The organism is Janthinobacterium sp. MP5059B, assembly GCF_001758645.1.
GTDB lineage: Bacteria > Pseudomonadota > Gammaproteobacteria > Burkholderiales > Burkholderiaceae_D > Janthinobacterium > Janthinobacterium lividum.
The window spans coordinates 145,656-161,484 of record NZ_LRHX01000012.1; the positions used below are offsets into that span (position 1 = coordinate 145,656).

The window sequence follows — 15,829 nt, forward strand, 5'->3', positions numbered from 1 at the left end:
CTTCAGCATGGAAATCGGAATACTTGGCGGCGGCATTGCAGGCTTGAGCGTGGCGCTTGCCTTGAGCAAGCAGGGGTACAGTCCCCGCGTATATGAGCGCCGGGCGGGGCCTGCGACGATGGGGGCTGGCGTTACGCTCTGGCCCAACGCCGGCTTTGTGCTGGAGGAACTAGGGCTGCTGCAAGACATCGCTGCAGTGGGAGGCCGGCCAGTGGCCATGCACCGCCAGGATGCCGCAGGCAATTCTTTGGGGAGCATCGATATTGCGCTGCTAGACCAGATTATGGGACATCCGACCCATACGATTTTGCGCCGGGACTTGCAGGCGGTACTGCTGGATCATGCGGCACAGGCCGGGATCCCGGTAGAATTCGGGCATCAGGCGGTGGCGATCGACCTCGATGCTAGCGGCAAAGCCGTGGCGCGGTTCAAAAACGGGGTAAGCATTCGTCCGGATCTGCTGATCGGCGCCGATGGCCGCATGGACTCGGTGGCACGCCGGTTCGTCGCGGGGGACAACACGCCAGTTTATCAGGGCTTCGTGAACTGGGTGGGTGTGGCGCAGGGAAAGAGTGCCTTGGTGGACGATATCGCGATTCAGGATTATTGGGGTTCGGGGGATCGCTTCGGTTGCGTGGCGGTCCGGCCGGATTTGGTCTACTGGGCGGCGGCGCAGGCACGCCCATTGCCGGGGGCGACGCCCGCAGCGGATATGCGTAAGGAGATTGAGGATCTGTTCGCGGGATGGCCGGAGCCTGTCACCCGCATCATCCAGGCGACACCGGCGCATGCCATCCGACTGATTGCCGTGCACGACTTGGAGCCGCTGCACACGTGGAGCCGGGCCAATGTGCTGCTCGTGGGGGATGCGGCGCACGCGCCGTTGCCGACATCTGGCCAGGGCGCCTGTCAGGCGCTGGAAGACGCCTGGCATCTGGCGCGGTGTCTGGTTGGGGCGGACGGCTGCCTCGATGCAGCCTTGCTGCGCTTCGCGGAGATCCGCGGGCCGAAGACCGCGAAGCTGGCCGAGCAGGGTCGCGTTTTCGCGCGCGGTCTGTTTGCCACTGATCCTGAAACCTGCCGCATTCGCAATGAGCGCGCCAAGGCGTCCGATCCCTTGCGTGACGTGCATGCCTTGGCAGCAGGATGGGCGCAGGGTTTGCCAATGGCCGGCTGCACGGATGGCACGCCGGTGGACAGCGTTGGCTTCGGCAGTCTGTACCGTCTCTGAAAGACTGTGCCAATGTAGACACCGCATGGCGTCTCCGGCCGCGAGACGCCTCACTATTGAGCAAGCCTGGCATTTTCGGACTGAATCGCCATCAGTAGCTTAGACTCTCCTGATGCATGGTTGTCGAAAGAAGAAGAGCCGATGATCGTGTTCGGGTCTGGGGTCTTGCCAGGCACCTGGAGTGCAATTTAATAGCAGCCTGATCCAACGACGAGATCGGGTCTGGCCTGTCTATCTCCCCTGCCCTGCTGAGACTCCTGCCGCGTCTTAGCAAAAGCCGGCCTTTGAATCGCCACCAGTAGCGCATGCAAGGCGCTCTACTGTTGCATGAAGGATCTTCTTCATGCAGCAGCCTTAAAGAAGCGCAAGATCGCCGCGACGGTGCGCGGCGGTGGCGTGTAGTGGGAGATCGGGCGGCAACGCGGTCTTTCAATCATCTGAAGATCCCACCGGAAACAGATGTTCAGCCATGAAATCAACGAACGCCCGGACTCTGGGCAACACTTGCCGATTAGACGGCCACAATAGCCAAAAGGTACTGGACGAACCGGCCCATTCGTCCAGCACCGTCACCAGCTCTCCGCGATCCAGGGCCGGCCTGACCGCGAAATCCGGCAGGTAGGCAATGCCGTGGCCCTGGATGGCCATATGCCGCAGGGTCTCGAGGTGATTGCTCGTCATGCTTGCTGCGGGGCGCATGTCGACGTCCTCGTCGCCGCGCCGCAGGCGCCATTTTTCCAGCAGGCCGGTGCTTGGGATGCGATGCAGCAGGCAAGCGTGCCGGGCGATGTCCTCGGGCCGTTCGGGCGTACCGTACCGCTCAAAATAGCGTGGCGCGCCCACGCAGACAAAGCAGCTGATCCCCAGGCGCTTGCTCATCAGGCGGGAATCGCTCAAGTCTCCAGTGCGCACTACCGCATCGAAACCTTCGTCCACGACGTCCACCAGCCGGTCGCTGAAATCCAGGTCGAGTTCGATCTGCGGATAGTGGCTGGCAAAGGCAGACAACACTGGCCACATCAATCCGCTGACCAGCGGCAGGCTCACCCGTAGTCGGCCTTGCGGGCTTGTCGTCGTGCTGGCCAGTTCATTCTCGGCCGCCGCGATCTCGGAAAGGATACGTCGGCAACGGTCGAGGAACAGCGCGCCTTCCGCTGTGAGGCTCACGCTGCGAGTACTGCGCTGGAACAGGCGCACGCCAAACTTCTGCTCCAGCCGTGCTACTCCCTTGCTGACCGCCGACGCGGAGATACCCAACCGCTGTCCCGCTGCCGCGAAGCTGCGCAATTCGGCGACCTGCACAAAGATCGTCATGCCGCTGTGGCTATCCATTCCACCTTCCAATTGATGACCAATCAGTCATGTTAATCATGATATCTGCACTATTTTCCCATGAATAGTTCCATTGTATCCTCAGTTATACAGTAGGGCTGACGCGGCATTGCCGCCACAGCCATGAATCCGAGAGCGTGAGTCACTCTCGGAGGAAGCCTGGAGTGACTCGCCATCTTTAAGGGATACCCGATGAGTACCACCACCATCGCATCTGCGTCGGACGCGAGGGTTCATAAGACCCCGCTGATCGTGACCGGCTGCCTGACCGCGGCGGTCATTCCGTTGAGCATTGCCAGCCCCGCTGTGGTCGTTCCCTCGATCAGCCAGGCGCTTGGCGGCAGCGCGGTCGAGCTAAACTGGATCATCAACGCCTACATCCTGACCTACGGCAGTACGACGCTGGCCGCAGGCAGCCTGGCCGATACCTATGGGCGCAAGCGGGTCTGGCTGTCTGGGATGCTGTTGTTCGCCTTGATAACGGCGGCGATTCCCTTCATGCCGTCCGTGCTCTGGATCGACATCCTTCGACTCATCCAAGGCCTGGGCGCGGCTGCAGCCTTTGCGGGCGCGATGGCTGCGCTGACACAAGAGTTCGATGGACACGCCCGCACGCGCGTATTCAGCCTGATCGGTACGACTTTCGGTGCTGGAGCGGCATTCGGCCCATTTATGGCTGGACTGCTGATCGACACCCTGGGATGGCAATGGGTGTTCTTTCTGCCGGCGCTCGTCGCCATGCTGGCATCCGCACTCATTGCACCATTTGCCCGCGAGACGCGCGCCCCCGACGCCACGGGACTGGACTGGCCCGGCGCCATCAGCTTTACCTCCGGTCTGGCCCTGCTGACCTACGGCATCATTCTTGCCCCCGAGCGAGGTTGGAGCCATGCCTGGGTCCTGGCTTGCCTGGCGAGCGCCCTCATGTTGCTGGCCGCCTTTGTCGTCATCGAACGCCGGCAGACCAAGCCCATGCTCGACCTGTCTCTGTTCGTCAATGCCCGGTTCGTCGGAGTGCAGGTGCTGGCGATTGCGCCGGCCTATGCGTACATCGTGCTGCTGGTCATGCTGCCAGCCCGATTCATCGGGGTCGAAGGATACAGCGCACTGGCAGCCGGGCAGATGATGATTACATTGTCCGCGCCGCTGCTAGTGGTGCCCTTCATTGCCGGTCTGCTGGCGCGCTGGATCAACGTTGGCGTGCTCTCTGGCATTGGCCTCGCCATTGCGGCAACCGGACTTGCCTGGTTGGGCTTGACGCTATCCGGCGATGCGCAAAGCGCGCGTTTGCTGGCGATGCTGGTGATTGGCATCGGCATCGGCCTGCCTTGGGGGTTGATGGATGGTTTGGCCGTGAGCGTTGTTCCCAAGGAACGGGCGGGCATGGCGGCCGGAATCTTCAATGCGGTACGCCTGGCCGGCGACGGGATGGCCATCGCCGCCGTGGGGGCCCTGATGTCCGCCAACATTCTTTCTGGACTGGTGGCTTCAGTGCCGAATGGCACATCAGGGCAAGTGGCGAATGCCGACCTGGTCGAAGCATCGAGCCGGTTGGCGATGAGCGATCTACCGAATGCCCTGGTGCATTTGCCGACGGCCGGACGGTCGCTGCTGTTGCAGATATACGAAGACGCATTCCGTTTTCAGCTTCTTGTCCTTGCGGGCGCTGCGGCAGCGACGGCGATCCTGGTGCTCCTGCTGTTGGGCAGGGTAAGACGGCATGACTGATCGCAAGGAATTAAGACATTTACGATACTTCCTGGCCGTCGTTGAAGAACGACACCTCGCCCGCGCCGCCGAGCAGCTGCACATCGAGCAATCGCCGCTGTCGCGCGCCATACAGGAGCTGGGAGAAGAACTGCGTGTTGTGCTGCTCGCCCGCACCACGCGCAGCACACGGCTGACTCGCGCGGGCAAACTGTTCCTCGATCATGTACCGCGCGTCTTCGCCGCCTTGCAGCAGGCAAGCGATAGCGTGAAAGCGACTGCAAACGGCTTCCACGGCCAGTTGCGCATCGCGTTGTCCGACGGCATCACGCCGTCGCGCTTGAATTGCCACCAGTAGCTTAGACTCTCCTGCCCCATAGTCCTTGAAAGATGAGAAACCCATGGATCGTGTTAGGTCCTGGGTGTTCTGCCAGATTCCTGGTGTGCAATCGCGTGGCTGCCTGATCCACCGATGTGATCGGGGTTGGGTCTATCTTCCCTGCCCCGCAGAGACTCCTACCGCGCGCTAGCAAAAGCCAATCCGGCTTTGGCGGGCTCCTTTAGGATCTCTTCCATGGCTAAACACCTTGCAACGTTATAGCTGAGGTTTTGCGGTGCGCCGACTTTGACTTGATGCGTTGGCGGTAGATCGACAAAGTATTCCGTCATCTCCGATCGATCCAAATTTTGCGCAGCACGGCTTTACCCTGAGCATCTACGCCATGAACCTGAAAAACGTTCTTTGCCAGGTCAATGCCTGCAGTAGTCATCTTCATGGTGGACGCTCCTTTCGGTTAGGGAGATAGCCCCCCTATTTTGGCACCTAGATGCCTGTTTGAAAGAGGGCGTCCATTCCATTAGAACCTTCCGCGATACCGCACGAAGGTTGATGTCGTTCAAAAGTCCACGTATCGGGGCAGCAAGTCTTGATCGACTAATCGGATTTCGATGGAGTTGGCGATCTTGACGTGCTCGGGATTCTCGTCAGAGAATGGCGCGTCGGTGACACTGACGATGATCGTGCCAATCTGCTTCTTGTCGGCTCCCAGAACCGGCACTAGCGCGCGAGCCTCGGGTACTTGCTGAACAGTGAGTACCCGAGGCAGGTACAACATCCAGCCGATTCCTGGGCGGTCTTTGAAAACCTTTTTGTCAAAGTAGCCGGCCGATTCAATCGTCACGAGGGCGGGATGCCATAGTGCTATGGACTTGTGAATTAGGCTTGTGACGAGTCGCCAATCTTTTGCGAAGGCGCCAGGCTTTGCACGCAGTACCACCATACTTGTTTCCGGTATGGGTCGGCCAACGTACTGAACAGACGCACCTTCGCTGCCGTCGCGGCCATTCCACATGCTGACGATACGCGGGTCCACATCGTGCTTCAAGGATTCAGTCAGCACTGCAATTGCTGCTGTGCTCGGGCCAGCAGGCCCAAAGACTTTGTAAAGTAGCGCTTCTGCTTTTGTGTTGCCTTTGAGAAGCCATCCATCCAATATCGGTGAACAAGCAAGAAGCTCAGGTACGAGCCCATGCAGTTCATCCAACATCGTCTTGATCTCAAGCGCGCTGGCATGACGGAATATAGTGGTGAATTCGTAGGGACGTTTCATGGATTGAATACCGTTTCGATTGGAAGCCGCATGGTCATGAGTGCTTTTGAGAAAAACCGATAACTTTTAGATTGCATGAAGTACCAGCGGAGTTGAACCGGTGGCATCGGCTTTGCGACGGCAGATTGCCTGACTGCCTCTGCCAACACTGGTTCATCACCTTTCCACCACTCATGCGGATCGCCGTCATCGTCAAAAAATTGATCATATTTCGCTTTGGCCTCCTTGAGCATGCACTGGCTGGAGTCAAAGCCGTCGAAGGTCACGCCGCCAAACATCCATTCGGTGATGAAGCCTGGCCCGACCGGCAGACCGGCAATGCGCTGCTGGTAGGCAATTGACGTGTTCGACCAACCCGCCGTGGGCCGGTTAAAGGGCACGCCAGTGTCTGGAGGGCACTCCCTGCACTTCTCTTTGCTCTTGGTCTGGGCATCGGTGCGCGCGACCGGCGTGGCTTTGGCTTCATCGGCTTCTTTCTGCCGCTTGCGCACAGCTTCGCCGGCGGCACCCGCAGCCACGCCGACACCTAGTGCCGCGAGCGCGCGCACCGCCACCGCCTCAATTGCAGGAATGGCCAGAGATCCCATCAGTGCGTCCTTTCCAGTTTCTTGTTCAACACCGCAAGCATGTCGTCCAGCCGCTGTTCTGGCGTAGCGCCGGGCTTGTGCAGGTAGGCATCGATCAGCGGATCGTTGTGTATGCCCTGTGCATCCGCCGCCAGGTACATCAGGCACACGATATGCGGTGTCGACGTGAAACCGATGCGTATCGCGTAATCATTCGCCGCTTGCATGCGGTCTTGCACTGCGGCGCGACCAGGGAGGGCCAGCATGTCGGGACGCTTGGCCAGAAACTGATCGCATACGGCAGTCGCGAACTGGCGCGCGTCGCGTGCCTGCAGTTCTTCCCACTGGGATTTACTGAGCTTGAGCATGCTGCCTTCCAATCCATGTCCGTTGGCCCTGATGCAGCAAATGCCATTCGTGGATATGGCCAAAAAAAACTTCACGCTGCCCCGGCTCCAGCAGTTCGGCCAGACTGATCAGCACACGCGGGTCCCAGAAACGCAGCAGCGCGGTACGCCCGTCCGGTAATGCTGTATCGAGGTTCAGTTGCAACAGTTGTGCCAGGCCGGTGATCGTTTGAGGCGCAATCAGCCAAGTGACGGCGGGGGCTGCGTGTTCCAGTGACACCAGTGCGTCAAACAACGCATCGCTGGCTTGCTCGGCATCGACCAGCCATGGCCCGGCATGGGCCAAGGCCGCGTCCGGGGTGCCAGCGAACAAGGAATGGCAACCCTCCCGCGTGGTTAAGGATGTGCCGATTTGTGTGCGATACTGCGCGCCATCGACCAGGGCGTACAGTCTCAACGCAGGCGTGGACTGTTGTAGCTGCGCGAGGCGCGCCACCACATCGATTGGCGCGGTCACTCGCGCACCACAATCGCGCTGCCGGTGGCCGCTGCCTTGAGCAAGCAGTCCAGACATACGCCCGACGTGGTGCGCGACGCGATCAGGGACGCAGCGGCTAAGGAATCGGCTTTGTCGTCGGCAGCAGGATCGCCGATTGACGATTCGCTCGACCAGATCGTCGTGATTTGGCCGGAAATCAGTTTTGCACCGCAAGCGGTCGAATCCATGTGACGCGCATAACCATTACCAGTGCCGTCCACGACGTCGGACGGTCCAGAGGTGATGGGGAACGTGCCCTTGCATTTGGGGCACACCGTCATGTCGCCGACGCGCGCTATATTCTTGCCATTGATGTCACAGGTGAAATCGGCGCTGATGACCGTGCCGCCATGACTGGTCTTGTCGCCCATGACAATGAAAGGTCTGCTCAAATGATGCTCCTGAATGGGTGCTGCAACGCAATAAGTTGCATTTATAGCATATTTTTCAGATACATCAGGTTAGCACGATTCAAAATTAACAATAATGCGGTTGGATCAAAGCGCAATGAACTTTTCTTTGTTCTAAATGCGAATTGTGACATTGATGCCGATGTAAAGGTAGACTTGAACCTTCCCTAGCATAACGGATGGTAAATGGTATTATTTTCGATCGAGCAACCGCGGCAGAATGCCTGCTACTGAGCGCTATAACGACACAGTTGGCTTCGACAGCCTACCCCTCAACTTGAGGCGCGAAATGGGATCGACGATTTTGCATGCTGGCGTTGGAGTTGCCATCACGACTGACGCGACATGGCACCTGGCGGTATCGCGCCAAAACAGAAGCTTGCCATGGCCGCTTACCCCCTACTTTTAGAGTGCTCTAAAAATGGGGAATTACCCCGCCAATCAATAAGCGAGAAAGTTAATCATGTTGGATAAGAAATGGTGGCATAACGCCGTCGTGTATCAGATCTACCCACGTAGTTTTCAAGACAGCAATCACGATGGGGTCGGTGATCTGGCCGGCATCATCGGCAGACTGGACTACCTGCAACATCTGGGAATCAACCTGATCTGGCTGTCGCCAGTGTACCGGTCGCCGATGGACGATAACGGCTACGACATCTCCGACTATCAGGATATCGCCGCTGAATTCGGCACATTGGCCGAGATGGAGCTGTTGATCGCAGAGGCGGCCAAGCGCGACATCCGTATTTTGATGGATCTTGTGGTCAACCACACCTCTGACGAGCATGCTTGGTTCGTCGAGGCGAAGAAATCCAAGGATAGCCCCTACCGTGACTACTACATCTGGCGCAATCGACACAGCGCTACGCCCACCTACAGATTGATGCTCAACGGGCGGCGCTTCATAGGCTGTCAGCGCTGGTTCAAAAAAAGTAAATCAAACCCAGAAATCACACCTACAAAAAAAGCCGCCTATCGGAGACAGGCGGCTTTTATGTAAGTACTTGATTTTATTTCGAATTCTTGGTGGGAAGTGCAAGTTTCGAACTTGCGACCCCTGCAGTGTGAATGCAGTGCTCTACCCCTGAGCTAACCTCCCGAAGCGAGGCGAATTATCGCATAGGTGTTGCGGCATCTGCAAGGGCTGGCGAGAGGAAATTTATCGTGCCCCGCTTCTTTCTCAGGCGGCCGCTGGCGGCGCCGTGACGGCGGTCCAGATGCACTGGCCTTTGGCGGCCTTGTCGAGGCCGGCGATGGTGGCTTCGTGGGCGGCGAGCTCGTCGGCCGTGGCGCTCTGGAAGATGACTTCGGCCAAGGGCACGATTTCCAGGGCGGCGCCATCGGCGGCCACTTCCACCTCTTCTTCCATGCTGAGACTGTTCTGGCCGCGCGTCATGGCCAGGTAGACATCGGCCAGCAATTCGGAGTCGAGCAGCGCGCCGTGCAGCTTGCGGTGGGCGTTCGAGACGCCGTAGCGGTCGCACAGGGCATCGAGCGAGTTGCGCTTGCCTGGATGCATTTCCTTCGCCTGCACCAGGGTGTCGATCACGCCATGCACTTGCTCGTGGACTGGCGGCAGGTTCAGGCGCTTGAATTCCGCATTCAGGAAGCCGATATCGAACGGGGCGTTGTGAATGATCAGTTCGGCGCCGGCGATAAACGCGCGAAACTCTTCCGCGATTTCCGCGAATTTTGGCTTGTCGCTGAGGAACTCCGTCGTCAATCCGTGGACGGCCAGCGCCCCCTCTTCCGAATCGCGCTCGGGATTGATGTATTGATGGAAATTATTCCCCGTCAACATACGGTTGTTCAGTTCAACCCCGCCGATCTCCAGGATGCGGTCGCCCGTGCGCGGGTTCAGGCCGGTGGTTTCAGTATCGAGAACAATTTGACGCATGGCAGATTCAGTCGTAAAAGCAAAAAGCGAAGGGCACAGTATAGCAAACCTGTGCCCTCCGGTTACGGCCTGCCCGCTGCTTCAGGGCAGAAATTTAATTATCAGGCACGTACCGTTTCCACGCCGAGGTTGGCCAGCTGATCGGCCCGCTCGTTACCGGGATGGCCATTATGGCCGCGCACCCAGCGCCATTCCACTTCATGCACGGCCTGGGCCATATCGAGCGCCTGCCACAGGTCGACGTTCTTCACGGGCGCCTTGGCCGCCGTTTTCCAGCCGCGCGCCTTCCAGCCGTGGATCCATTCGCTGATGCCCTTCTGCACGTACTGGCTATCGGTATACAGCACTACCTGGCACGGACGTTTGAGCGCCGTCAAGGCTTCGATCACGGCCTTCAATTCCATGCGGTTATTCGTCGTATTCAATTCCCCGCCGTAAATTTCTTTCTTGGCGCCATCGGCAACCATCAGCGCGCCCCAGCCGCCCGTGCCCGGATTGCCCTTGCATGCGCCATCGGCATAAATCTCAACCTTATCCATCTTGCTGTTCCCGCCTTTTATTCGTGACCGGTGCGCCTGCGGGCGCCGTCGCCGGTTTCTTGGTCCACGCCGGACCGATCAAACGCATCCCTTTGACGCGCTTGATCGCCTGCACTATATACACTGCGCCCAGATATGGCCACCAGCGCGCACCGGCCTTGTCCATGAAGGCGTTGCGGCGCAGCCATTTTTCTGTCCTGCAAGCAGGTGCGTAGCAGCCGAAGTGGCTTTGGCTGACGCCCATGTTCAGCAATTTTAACCAGTCTTTCATGCGCGGCATAGAGATCAGCTCGCCCGCCTGCGGCAGGTAATGGCGTCCCGTGACCCGCCCCAGCCCCTGGCGCGCGCCCCACAGGCTGGCCGGGTTGAAGCCGCAGACGATCACCCTCCCCTCCGGTATCAGCACGCGTTCGACTTCGCGCAAGACCTGGTGCGGCTCGGCAGCAAATTCGAGTACGTGCGGCAAGACCACCAGGTCCAGGCTTTGCGAATCGAACGGCAGCTCATCGAATGCCGACACCAGCGTCAGGCGGCGCTCCTGCGGCGGAAGCGAAGGCAGGCGCGCATCGAGCAGCCATTTGTTGGGCATGCGGTTGGCCGCCAGCGCGTCGAGCTGGGGCAAACCGATCTGCACGGCATTAAAACCGAAGATATCGACAGTCAGGCTGTCGAGACATTGCTGCTCCCAGGCGCGCACGTACAGACCGGCCGGCGTCTGCAGCCAGCCGTCAAGCGCTATAATGGATTTTTCGGATGCCACACTGTCCATTCAGTTTTCTCTTTTGCTCATGACCAATTCCCCTGAACACGCTTTATCGGTACTTGCCGTGCCCGCCTTTGCCGACAATTACCTGTGGCTGATCCATGACGGCCGCCATGCCGCAGTCGTCGACCCTGGCGACGCGATGGCCATTCTCGATGCGCTGCAAGCCCATCAGTTGACCTTGACCGCCATTTTACTCACGCATCACCACGCCGACCACACGGGTGGCGTGCCTGAATTGTTGCAGCATTTCGCCGTCCCCGTCTTCGGCCCGCGCAATGAGGCTATCACAGCCATCACGGAACCGCTTGCCGAAGGCGATGTCGCCTATGTGCCCGAGCTGGGTTTGCAGATGACCGTCATCGACGTGCCCGGCCACACCAAGGGGCATATCGCCTACGTGCGGCAGCGCGACGAGCGCAGTGGCGCGCCGTGGCTGTTTTCCGGCGACACCCTGTTTGCCGGCGGCTGCGGCCGCCTGTTCGAAGGCACGCCGGGCCAGATGGCCGATTCGCTGGGCAAGCTGGCCGCCCTGCCCGACGATACCGAGGTATTTTGCGCGCATGAGTACACCTTGTCCAATCTGCGCTTCGCCAACGCCGTCGAGCCGGGCAATGTGGCCTTGCAGGAACGCATCGCCATCGACACGGAAAAGCGCCAGCAAGGTTTATCGACCGTGCCATCGACCATCGCCTTGGAGAAGGCCACGAATCCCTTCCTGCGCTACCGTGAACCGGCGATCTTGACCAGCCTGAAGGTGGAAGGCAAGCTGGCCACCGACGCTTCTCCCGTGGAAGCATTCGCGGCCTTGCGGATGTGGAAGAATAATTTTTAAGCGGATCCCTCTGCAATAAAAAATCCCGGCAGATGCTTTATGGCATCGCCGGGATTTTTTTATAGATCTATTTGATCAGGATCAGATTTCCTCGTACAGCGGCAAGGTCAGGAATTCGGCGAACGATTCCGACGTCGACATTTCCTCGAAAATCTGGCCGGCGCGCACATAGGTCGGACCGTTGCCGCCCGGCGCATCGCGCTGCACCTTGGCCAGCTCTTCCGGAATCATGGCGCGCACCATCTCGGCCGTGACCTTGCGGCCATCTTCCAGCACGCCTTTGCTGGAACGGATCCACTGCCACACTTGCGAGCGGCTGATCTCGGCCGTGGCCGCGTCTTCCATCAGGTTGTGGATAGGCACGCAACCATTGCCGGCCAGCCAGCTACCCAGGTAATGGATGCCAACGTTGATGTTGTAGCGCAAGCCCGCTTCCGTGATCGGCGCTTCCGGCTGGAAGTTCAGCAGATCAGACGCTTTCACATCGATGTCGGGACGCTGTTTCTCGATCTGGTTCGGCTTGTCGCCCAGCACTTTGGTGAACTCGCCCATGGCCAGTTCCACCAGGCCCGGATGGGCAACCCAGCCGCCGTCGTAGCCGTCGGTGGCATCGCGCGCCTTGTCGTTGCGCACGCCACCCATGGCGATATCGTTCTTTTCCGGATCGTTCTTGATCGGGATCAGGGCTGCCATGCCGCCAATCGCTGGCGCGCCCCGTTTGTGGCAAGTTTTCAGCAGCAGCAAGGCGTAGGCGCGCATGAACGGCGCCGTCATGGTGACTTTCGCGCGGTCGGCCAGGCAGAAATCCTTGTCCAGCTTGAATTTCTTGATGCACGAGAAGATGTAATCCCAACGGCCCGCGTTCAGGCCCGAACTGTGTTCTTTCAGCTCATACAGGATCTCATCCATCTCGAACGCCGCCAAAATGGTTTCGATCAGCACGGTCGCCTTGATCGTACCCTGCGGCAAGCCCAGTTCATTTTGCGTCATGACGAAGATATCGTTCCACAGGCGCGCTTCCAGGTGCGATTCCATCTTCGGCAGGTAGAAATACGGACCAGCGCCGCGCGCCAGTTGTTCCTTGGCGTTATGGAACATGAACAGGGCGAAATCGAAAATGCCGCCGGAAATGCGCTTGCCATCGACCAGCACATGCTTTTCATCGAGGTGCCAGCCGCGCGGACGCACGACGAGGGTCGCGATCTTGTCGTTCAACTTGTAGGACTTGCCATTTTGCTCCAGCGAAATCGTCTTGCGCACGGCATCGAACATATTGATCTGGCCCGTCAGCTGGTTATCCCAGTTCGGCGTGTTCGAATCCTCGAAGTCCGTCATGTAGCTGTCAGCGCCGGAATTGAAGGCGTTGATGACCATCTTGCGTTCGACGGGGCCAGTGATTTCCACGCGGCGGCATTCCAGCGCCTTCGGGATCGGCGCGATCTTCCAGTCGCCGTCGCGGATGTGCGCGGTTTCTGGCAAGAAATCAGGACGCTCGCCCGCATCGAGGCGCTTGGCCCGTTCCACGCGCACGGCCAGCAATTCCTGGCGGCGCGGTTCGAATTCGCGCGTCAGCTTGGCCACCAGCGCCAGCGCCGCCGGCGTCAAAATCTGTTCATAGCCGGGGGCGATTTCCCCTGTGATTTGCATGCCTTCTGGAAGTGCGATCGTATTTTGGGTCATGAAGTTCTCCGGTTTTTAATAAATATAGGCAAAGGTAATCTGGTGATCCAAGTATATGCTGAACGACTGCGCGGACAAGCTGGACAGAGCCGCAAAAACACTCTGCCGGGCGGCGCGTTTGTTCTATAGTATTGCACTATAAGGCATGGAAACGAGATTAAAAATCACTTCATCTATGCGTTTTTATCACAAGTGATGGCATTGCAGGAGCACAAAATGGGCCAGTTCAGACAAATATCAACGTTCGTGGAAGTGGTCGCCAAAGGCAGCTTGTCGGCTGCCGCCCGTGCGGAAGGGATCGCCCCGGCCATGATAGGCCGGCGCCTCGATGCGCTGGAGCAGCGCCTGGGAGTCAAATTGCTGCAGCGTACGACGCGCAAGCTGGCCTTGACGAATGAAGGCGCCGCCTTCCTGGAAGATTGCCAGCGCATCCTTGGCGAACTGGAAGAGGCGGAAGCGGCCGTGGCCGAGCGCAGCGTGAAGGCCAGCGGCCATTTGCTCATTTCGGCACCGGCCGGCTTCGGCCGCCAGCACGTGGCGCCCCTGATTCCCTCGTTTGTCGCCGAGCACCGCGACGTGACGGTGTCGCTGAACCTGAACGACCGGCTCGTCGACCTGATCGGCGAAGGCATCGACGTGGCCATCCGCATCGCCAGCCTGTCCGATTCTTCGCTCGTGAGCACCAAGCTGGCCGACAACCAGCGCGTGCTGGTCGGCTCTCCCGCCTACCTGAAACGGGCGGGCACGCCGCGCATCCCGGCCGACCTGGCGAAACACAATTGCCTGGCGATCAGCAGCGAAGGCAGCCAGCGGGGCTGGACCTTCCGCGAAAACGGCAAGAACGTGATTCTGAAGGTGGCGGGCAATATGGTCTGCAACGATGGCGAAGTGCTGCACGACTGGGCACTGGCCGGCAAGGGCCTGGCCTGGCGCTCGATGTGGGAAGTGGGTGCGGAGATCGCCTCGGGGCAACTGGTGACGGTGCTCGATCAGTTCGCCGCGCCGGGCAACGACATCTACGCCGTGTTCGCCCAGCGCCGCCACTTGCCGCTGCGCATACGGGCATTCGTGGATTTTTTAAGGCATTCATATGCCCAGCCAGATTACTGGCGCGAACGGGCTATTTGAAGACGCGGGACCAAACCTGCTGCGCGTCGGCATAGGCGGCCTGTGATGCTCACTGGCTCGCCCCCCGTACTTTACCCGCTCGCGACGGTTTTGTCCGGCGTCGTGACGTATGAGGAAACAACCTTGGCAGCCGGATCAGCATTAGTTGGCGTAGGTTGGCGTAGGTTGGCGTAGGTTGGCGTAGGTCGGCTTAGCGTAGCGTAAGCCGACACATCCCCATTGTCGGCTTACGCGCAAGCGCTAAGCCGACCTACGTGGCGATGCAAACATGCCAAAAAGAACGCGCAGCCCACGCAAAACCGGTGCCTCACGGAAATTCAGGCGAAAAAAAATCCTCGGAGACCGAGGATTTCTTTATTTCGTTTGATCCAGCGTATTAGATTGGCTGAATGTTCGAAGCTTGCTTGCCTTTAGGGCCAGCGGTCACTTCAAAAGAAACGCGTTGGTTCTCTTGCAGGGACTTGAAGCCGTTCGACTGGATAGCCGAGAAGTGAGCGAACAGATCTTCGCCGCCTTCGTCAGGGGTAATAAAGCCGAAACCCTTCGAATCATTGAACCATTTTACGATGCCAGTTGCCATTACAATTTCCTATTTCAGTTAAGTTGGGCTTGCGCCCGTTATATCGTTTGAAGCAAGAAAGAAATGACAGACAAACTGCACTACTACCTCGAATCCAACGATGCCCAATTATACCAACAAAACTGAGAAAAACCATTCTTTCGCAAAATAAACTTGCGAACACTACTTTAATAGCCAAATCCCCGTCTTGCGGCGCCCTGTACCAGCGGCATGGACACACTATATCCTAATCTGCGACGCGGGTGCTTTGCGTTGCATCAAATGAATCATTGCAACCACATTACTATGACGCGGTCACTCACGCGGTGAAGTGAGTGGCAGCCGCATCGCGCCCTGCCCAGTCCAATAGCGCCACCACTTGCGCCCGCACGGCGGGCCATTCCGCCACCGCTTGCGCAGGGGCATTGAGCATGGCACGCACCAGCTGTTCGATGCGCCGGCATTCCTGGCCCAGCGCGGCAAAGCCAAAGGTAGCGGCAGAGCCGGCCACCGCGTGCAGCGCGCGGTGCAGCTCCGTCAAGGGTTCCAGGCGGGGGCCTTCGCTGTCGCAACGGCCGCTTGCCTGCGTGATCGCCTGCAACAGGGCCGGCACGCCAGCCGCATATTTTTCATTCAAGGCACGCAAACGCGCGCGGAAATCCGGATCGATCAAGGTTGCCATCG

General features: G+C 59.0%; 17 protein-coding genes, 1 tRNA gene and 1 pseudogene. 6 read left to right on the forward strand and 13 right to left on the reverse strand.

The features are described from left to right. Window positions 1-7: 7 nt before the first annotated feature. Window positions 8-1,231, forward strand: coding sequence for an FAD-dependent monooxygenase (locus tag JAB1_RS15670; RefSeq protein WP_070280672.1), 1,224 nt, complete (start codon window positions 8-10; stop codon window positions 1,229-1,231). 429 nt (window positions 1,232-1,660) lie between these two features. Here the strand turns inward: JAB1_RS15670 and JAB1_RS15675 are convergent, their stop codons facing one another. Then, window positions 1,661-2,563: a LysR family transcriptional regulator gene (locus JAB1_RS15675; protein WP_070280673.1), complete on the reverse strand. Its 903-nt coding sequence runs from the start codon at window positions 2,561-2,563 to the stop codon at window positions 1,661-1,663. 192 nt (window positions 2,564-2,755) lie between these two features. On the opposite strand from JAB1_RS15675, the gene JAB1_RS15680 reads away from it, so the two are divergent. Together JAB1_RS15680 and JAB1_RS30560 are read left to right on the forward strand one after the other, a co-directional pair. Beyond that, window positions 2,756-4,291 (forward strand): MFS transporter, encoded by a 1,536-nt coding sequence (locus tag JAB1_RS15680; protein ID WP_083299774.1) that lies wholly within the window; start codon window positions 2,756-2,758, stop codon window positions 4,289-4,291. After that, window positions 4,284-4,613: pseudogene (locus JAB1_RS30560) on the forward strand (LysR family transcriptional regulator); the annotation flags it as partial. The gene JAB1_RS15680 and the pseudogene JAB1_RS30560, both read left to right, overlap by 8 nt. A 553-nt stretch (window positions 4,614-5,166) precedes the next feature. On the opposite strand, the gene JAB1_RS15690 reads toward JAB1_RS30560, so the two are convergent. Genes JAB1_RS15690 through JAB1_RS15710 form a run of 5 tightly spaced genes read right to left on the reverse strand, consistent with a single transcriptional unit; the run spans window position 5,167 to window position 7,723 of the window. Beyond that, window positions 5,167-5,880, reverse strand: coding sequence for an immunity 52 family protein (locus JAB1_RS15690; protein WP_070280675.1), 714 nt, complete (start codon window positions 5,878-5,880; stop codon window positions 5,167-5,169). Beyond that, on the reverse strand, window positions 5,877-6,467 hold the full coding sequence (locus tag JAB1_RS15695) for a restriction endonuclease fold toxin 5 domain-containing protein (RefSeq protein ID WP_070280678.1): 591 nt from the start codon (window positions 6,465-6,467) through the stop codon (window positions 5,877-5,879). Before JAB1_RS15695 ends, JAB1_RS15690 begins: the two co-directional genes overlap by 4 nt. Continuing rightward, window positions 6,467-6,814, reverse strand: a complete 348-nt coding sequence (locus JAB1_RS15700; protein WP_034784454.1) for a hypothetical protein — start codon at window positions 6,812-6,814, stop codon at window positions 6,467-6,469. Before JAB1_RS15700 ends, JAB1_RS15695 begins: the two co-directional genes overlap by 1 nt. Continuing rightward, window positions 6,798-7,310 (reverse strand): DUF4123 domain-containing protein, encoded by a 513-nt coding sequence (locus JAB1_RS15705; RefSeq protein WP_240317670.1) that lies wholly within the window; start codon window positions 7,308-7,310, stop codon window positions 6,798-6,800. The genes JAB1_RS15700 and JAB1_RS15705 overlap by 17 nt, the downstream gene beginning before the upstream one ends. Then, window positions 7,307-7,723, reverse strand: a complete 417-nt coding sequence (locus tag JAB1_RS15710) for a PAAR domain-containing protein (protein WP_070280680.1) — start codon at window positions 7,721-7,723, stop codon at window positions 7,307-7,309. Before JAB1_RS15710 ends, JAB1_RS15705 begins: the two co-directional genes overlap by 4 nt. Before the next feature lie 481 nt (window positions 7,724-8,204). Here JAB1_RS15710 and JAB1_RS15715 point away from each other — a divergent pair, with 481 nt between their 5' ends. Continuing rightward, window positions 8,205-8,744, forward strand: coding sequence for an alpha-amylase family glycosyl hydrolase (locus JAB1_RS15715; RefSeq protein WP_070280682.1), 540 nt, complete (start codon window positions 8,205-8,207; stop codon window positions 8,742-8,744). A 24-nt stretch (window positions 8,745-8,768) separates the two neighbouring features. Here the strand turns inward: JAB1_RS15715 and JAB1_RS15720 are convergent. The 4 genes from JAB1_RS15720 to JAB1_RS15735 form a co-directional block, all read right to left on the reverse strand. Then, window positions 8,769-8,843, reverse strand: a tRNA-Val gene (locus JAB1_RS15720). An 81-nt stretch (window positions 8,844-8,924) separates the two neighbouring features. Beyond that, a complete protein-coding gene (gene dnaQ, locus JAB1_RS15725) occupies window positions 8,925-9,641 on the reverse strand; it encodes a DNA polymerase III subunit epsilon (RefSeq protein ID WP_034784448.1) in 717 nt (238 codons plus the stop codon). A gap of 101 nt (window positions 9,642-9,742) precedes the next feature. Further along, the gene (gene rnhA / locus JAB1_RS15730) at window positions 9,743-10,180 is read right to left on the reverse strand and encodes a ribonuclease HI (protein ID WP_070280684.1); all 438 of its coding nucleotides are present in this window, start codon (window positions 10,178-10,180) and stop codon (window positions 9,743-9,745) included. Then, window positions 10,173-10,949: a class I SAM-dependent methyltransferase gene (locus JAB1_RS15735; RefSeq protein ID WP_034784446.1), complete on the reverse strand. Its 777-nt coding sequence runs from the start codon at window positions 10,947-10,949 to the stop codon at window positions 10,173-10,175. The genes rnhA and JAB1_RS15735 overlap by 8 nt, the downstream gene beginning before the upstream one ends. 19 nt (window positions 10,950-10,968) lie before the next feature. Between JAB1_RS15735 and gloB the strand changes: the two genes are divergently transcribed. Then, the gene (gene gloB / locus JAB1_RS15740) at window positions 10,969-11,778 is read left to right on the forward strand and encodes a hydroxyacylglutathione hydrolase (protein WP_070280686.1); all 810 of its coding nucleotides are present in this window, start codon (window positions 10,969-10,971) and stop codon (window positions 11,776-11,778) included. Window positions 11,779-11,859: 81 nt separating this feature from the next. On the opposite strand, the gene aceB is transcribed toward gloB, so the two are convergent. Further along, window positions 11,860-13,458 carry a malate synthase A gene (gene aceB / locus JAB1_RS15745; RefSeq protein ID WP_070280688.1) on the reverse strand — a complete coding sequence of 533 codons (1,599 nt, stop codon included), beginning with the start codon at window positions 13,456-13,458 and terminating at the stop codon, window positions 11,860-11,862. Between the two features lie 216 nt (window positions 13,459-13,674). On the opposite strand from aceB, the gene JAB1_RS15750 reads away from it, so the two are divergent. Beyond that, on the forward strand, window positions 13,675-14,586 hold the full coding sequence (locus JAB1_RS15750; RefSeq protein ID WP_034784477.1) for a LysR family transcriptional regulator: 912 nt from the start codon (window positions 13,675-13,677) through the stop codon (window positions 14,584-14,586). A gap of 376 nt (window positions 14,587-14,962) precedes the next feature. On the opposite strand, the gene JAB1_RS15755 is transcribed toward JAB1_RS15750, so the two are convergent. Together JAB1_RS15755 and JAB1_RS15760 are read right to left on the reverse strand one after the other, a co-directional pair. Beyond that, complete coding sequence (locus JAB1_RS15755) at window positions 14,963-15,166, reverse strand: cold-shock protein (protein WP_010398811.1); 204 nt, start codon at window positions 15,164-15,166, stop codon at window positions 14,963-14,965. 298 nt (window positions 15,167-15,464) lie between these two features. Further along, window positions 15,465-15,827 (reverse strand): Hpt domain-containing protein, encoded by a 363-nt coding sequence (locus tag JAB1_RS15760; RefSeq protein ID WP_070280690.1) that lies wholly within the window; start codon window positions 15,825-15,827, stop codon window positions 15,465-15,467. Window positions 15,828-15,829: the final 2 nt, after the last annotated feature.

Excerpts from the sequence above, each read along its gene's own strand:
- JAB1_RS15670 (WP_070280672.1), top strand. The coding sequence starts at position 8 with ATGGAAATCGGAATACTTGGCGGCGGCATTGCAGGCTTGAGCGTGGCG.
- JAB1_RS15675 (WP_070280673.1), bottom strand. The coding sequence starts at position 2,563 with ATGGATAGCCACAGCGGCATGACGATCTTTGTGCAGGTCGCCGAATTG.
- JAB1_RS15680 (WP_083299774.1), top strand. The coding sequence starts at position 2,756 with ATGAGTACCACCACCATCGCATCTGCGTCGGACGCGAGGGTTCATAAG.
- JAB1_RS15690 (WP_070280675.1), bottom strand. The coding sequence starts at position 5,880 with ATGAAACGTCCCTACGAATTCACCACTATATTCCGTCATGCCAGCGCG.
- JAB1_RS15695 (WP_070280678.1), bottom strand. The coding sequence starts at position 6,467 with ATGGGATCTCTGGCCATTCCTGCAATTGAGGCGGTGGCGGTGCGCGCG.
- JAB1_RS15700 (WP_034784454.1), bottom strand. The coding sequence starts at position 6,814 with ATGCTCAAGCTCAGTAAATCCCAGTGGGAAGAACTGCAGGCACGCGAC.
- JAB1_RS15715 (WP_070280682.1), top strand. The coding sequence starts at position 8,205 with ATGTTGGATAAGAAATGGTGGCATAACGCCGTCGTGTATCAGATCTAC.
- dnaQ (WP_034784448.1), bottom strand. The coding sequence starts at position 9,641 with ATGCGTCAAATTGTTCTCGATACTGAAACCACCGGCCTGAACCCGCGC.
- rnhA (WP_070280684.1), bottom strand. The coding sequence starts at position 10,180 with ATGGATAAGGTTGAGATTTATGCCGATGGCGCATGCAAGGGCAATCCG.
- JAB1_RS15735 (WP_034784446.1), bottom strand. The coding sequence starts at position 10,949 with ATGGACAGTGTGGCATCCGAAAAATCCATTATAGCGCTTGACGGCTGG.
- gloB (WP_070280686.1), top strand. The coding sequence starts at position 10,969 with ATGACCAATTCCCCTGAACACGCTTTATCGGTACTTGCCGTGCCCGCC.
- aceB (WP_070280688.1), bottom strand. The coding sequence starts at position 13,458 with ATGACCCAAAATACGATCGCACTTCCAGAAGGCATGCAAATCACAGGG.
- JAB1_RS15750 (WP_034784477.1), top strand. The coding sequence starts at position 13,675 with ATGGGCCAGTTCAGACAAATATCAACGTTCGTGGAAGTGGTCGCCAAA.
- JAB1_RS15755 (WP_010398811.1), bottom strand. The coding sequence starts at position 15,166 with ATGGCAACTGGCATCGTAAAATGGTTCAATGATTCGAAGGGTTTCGGC.
- JAB1_RS15760 (WP_070280690.1), bottom strand. The coding sequence starts at position 15,827 with ATGGCAACCTTGATCGATCCGGATTTCCGCGCGCGTTTGCGTGCCTTG.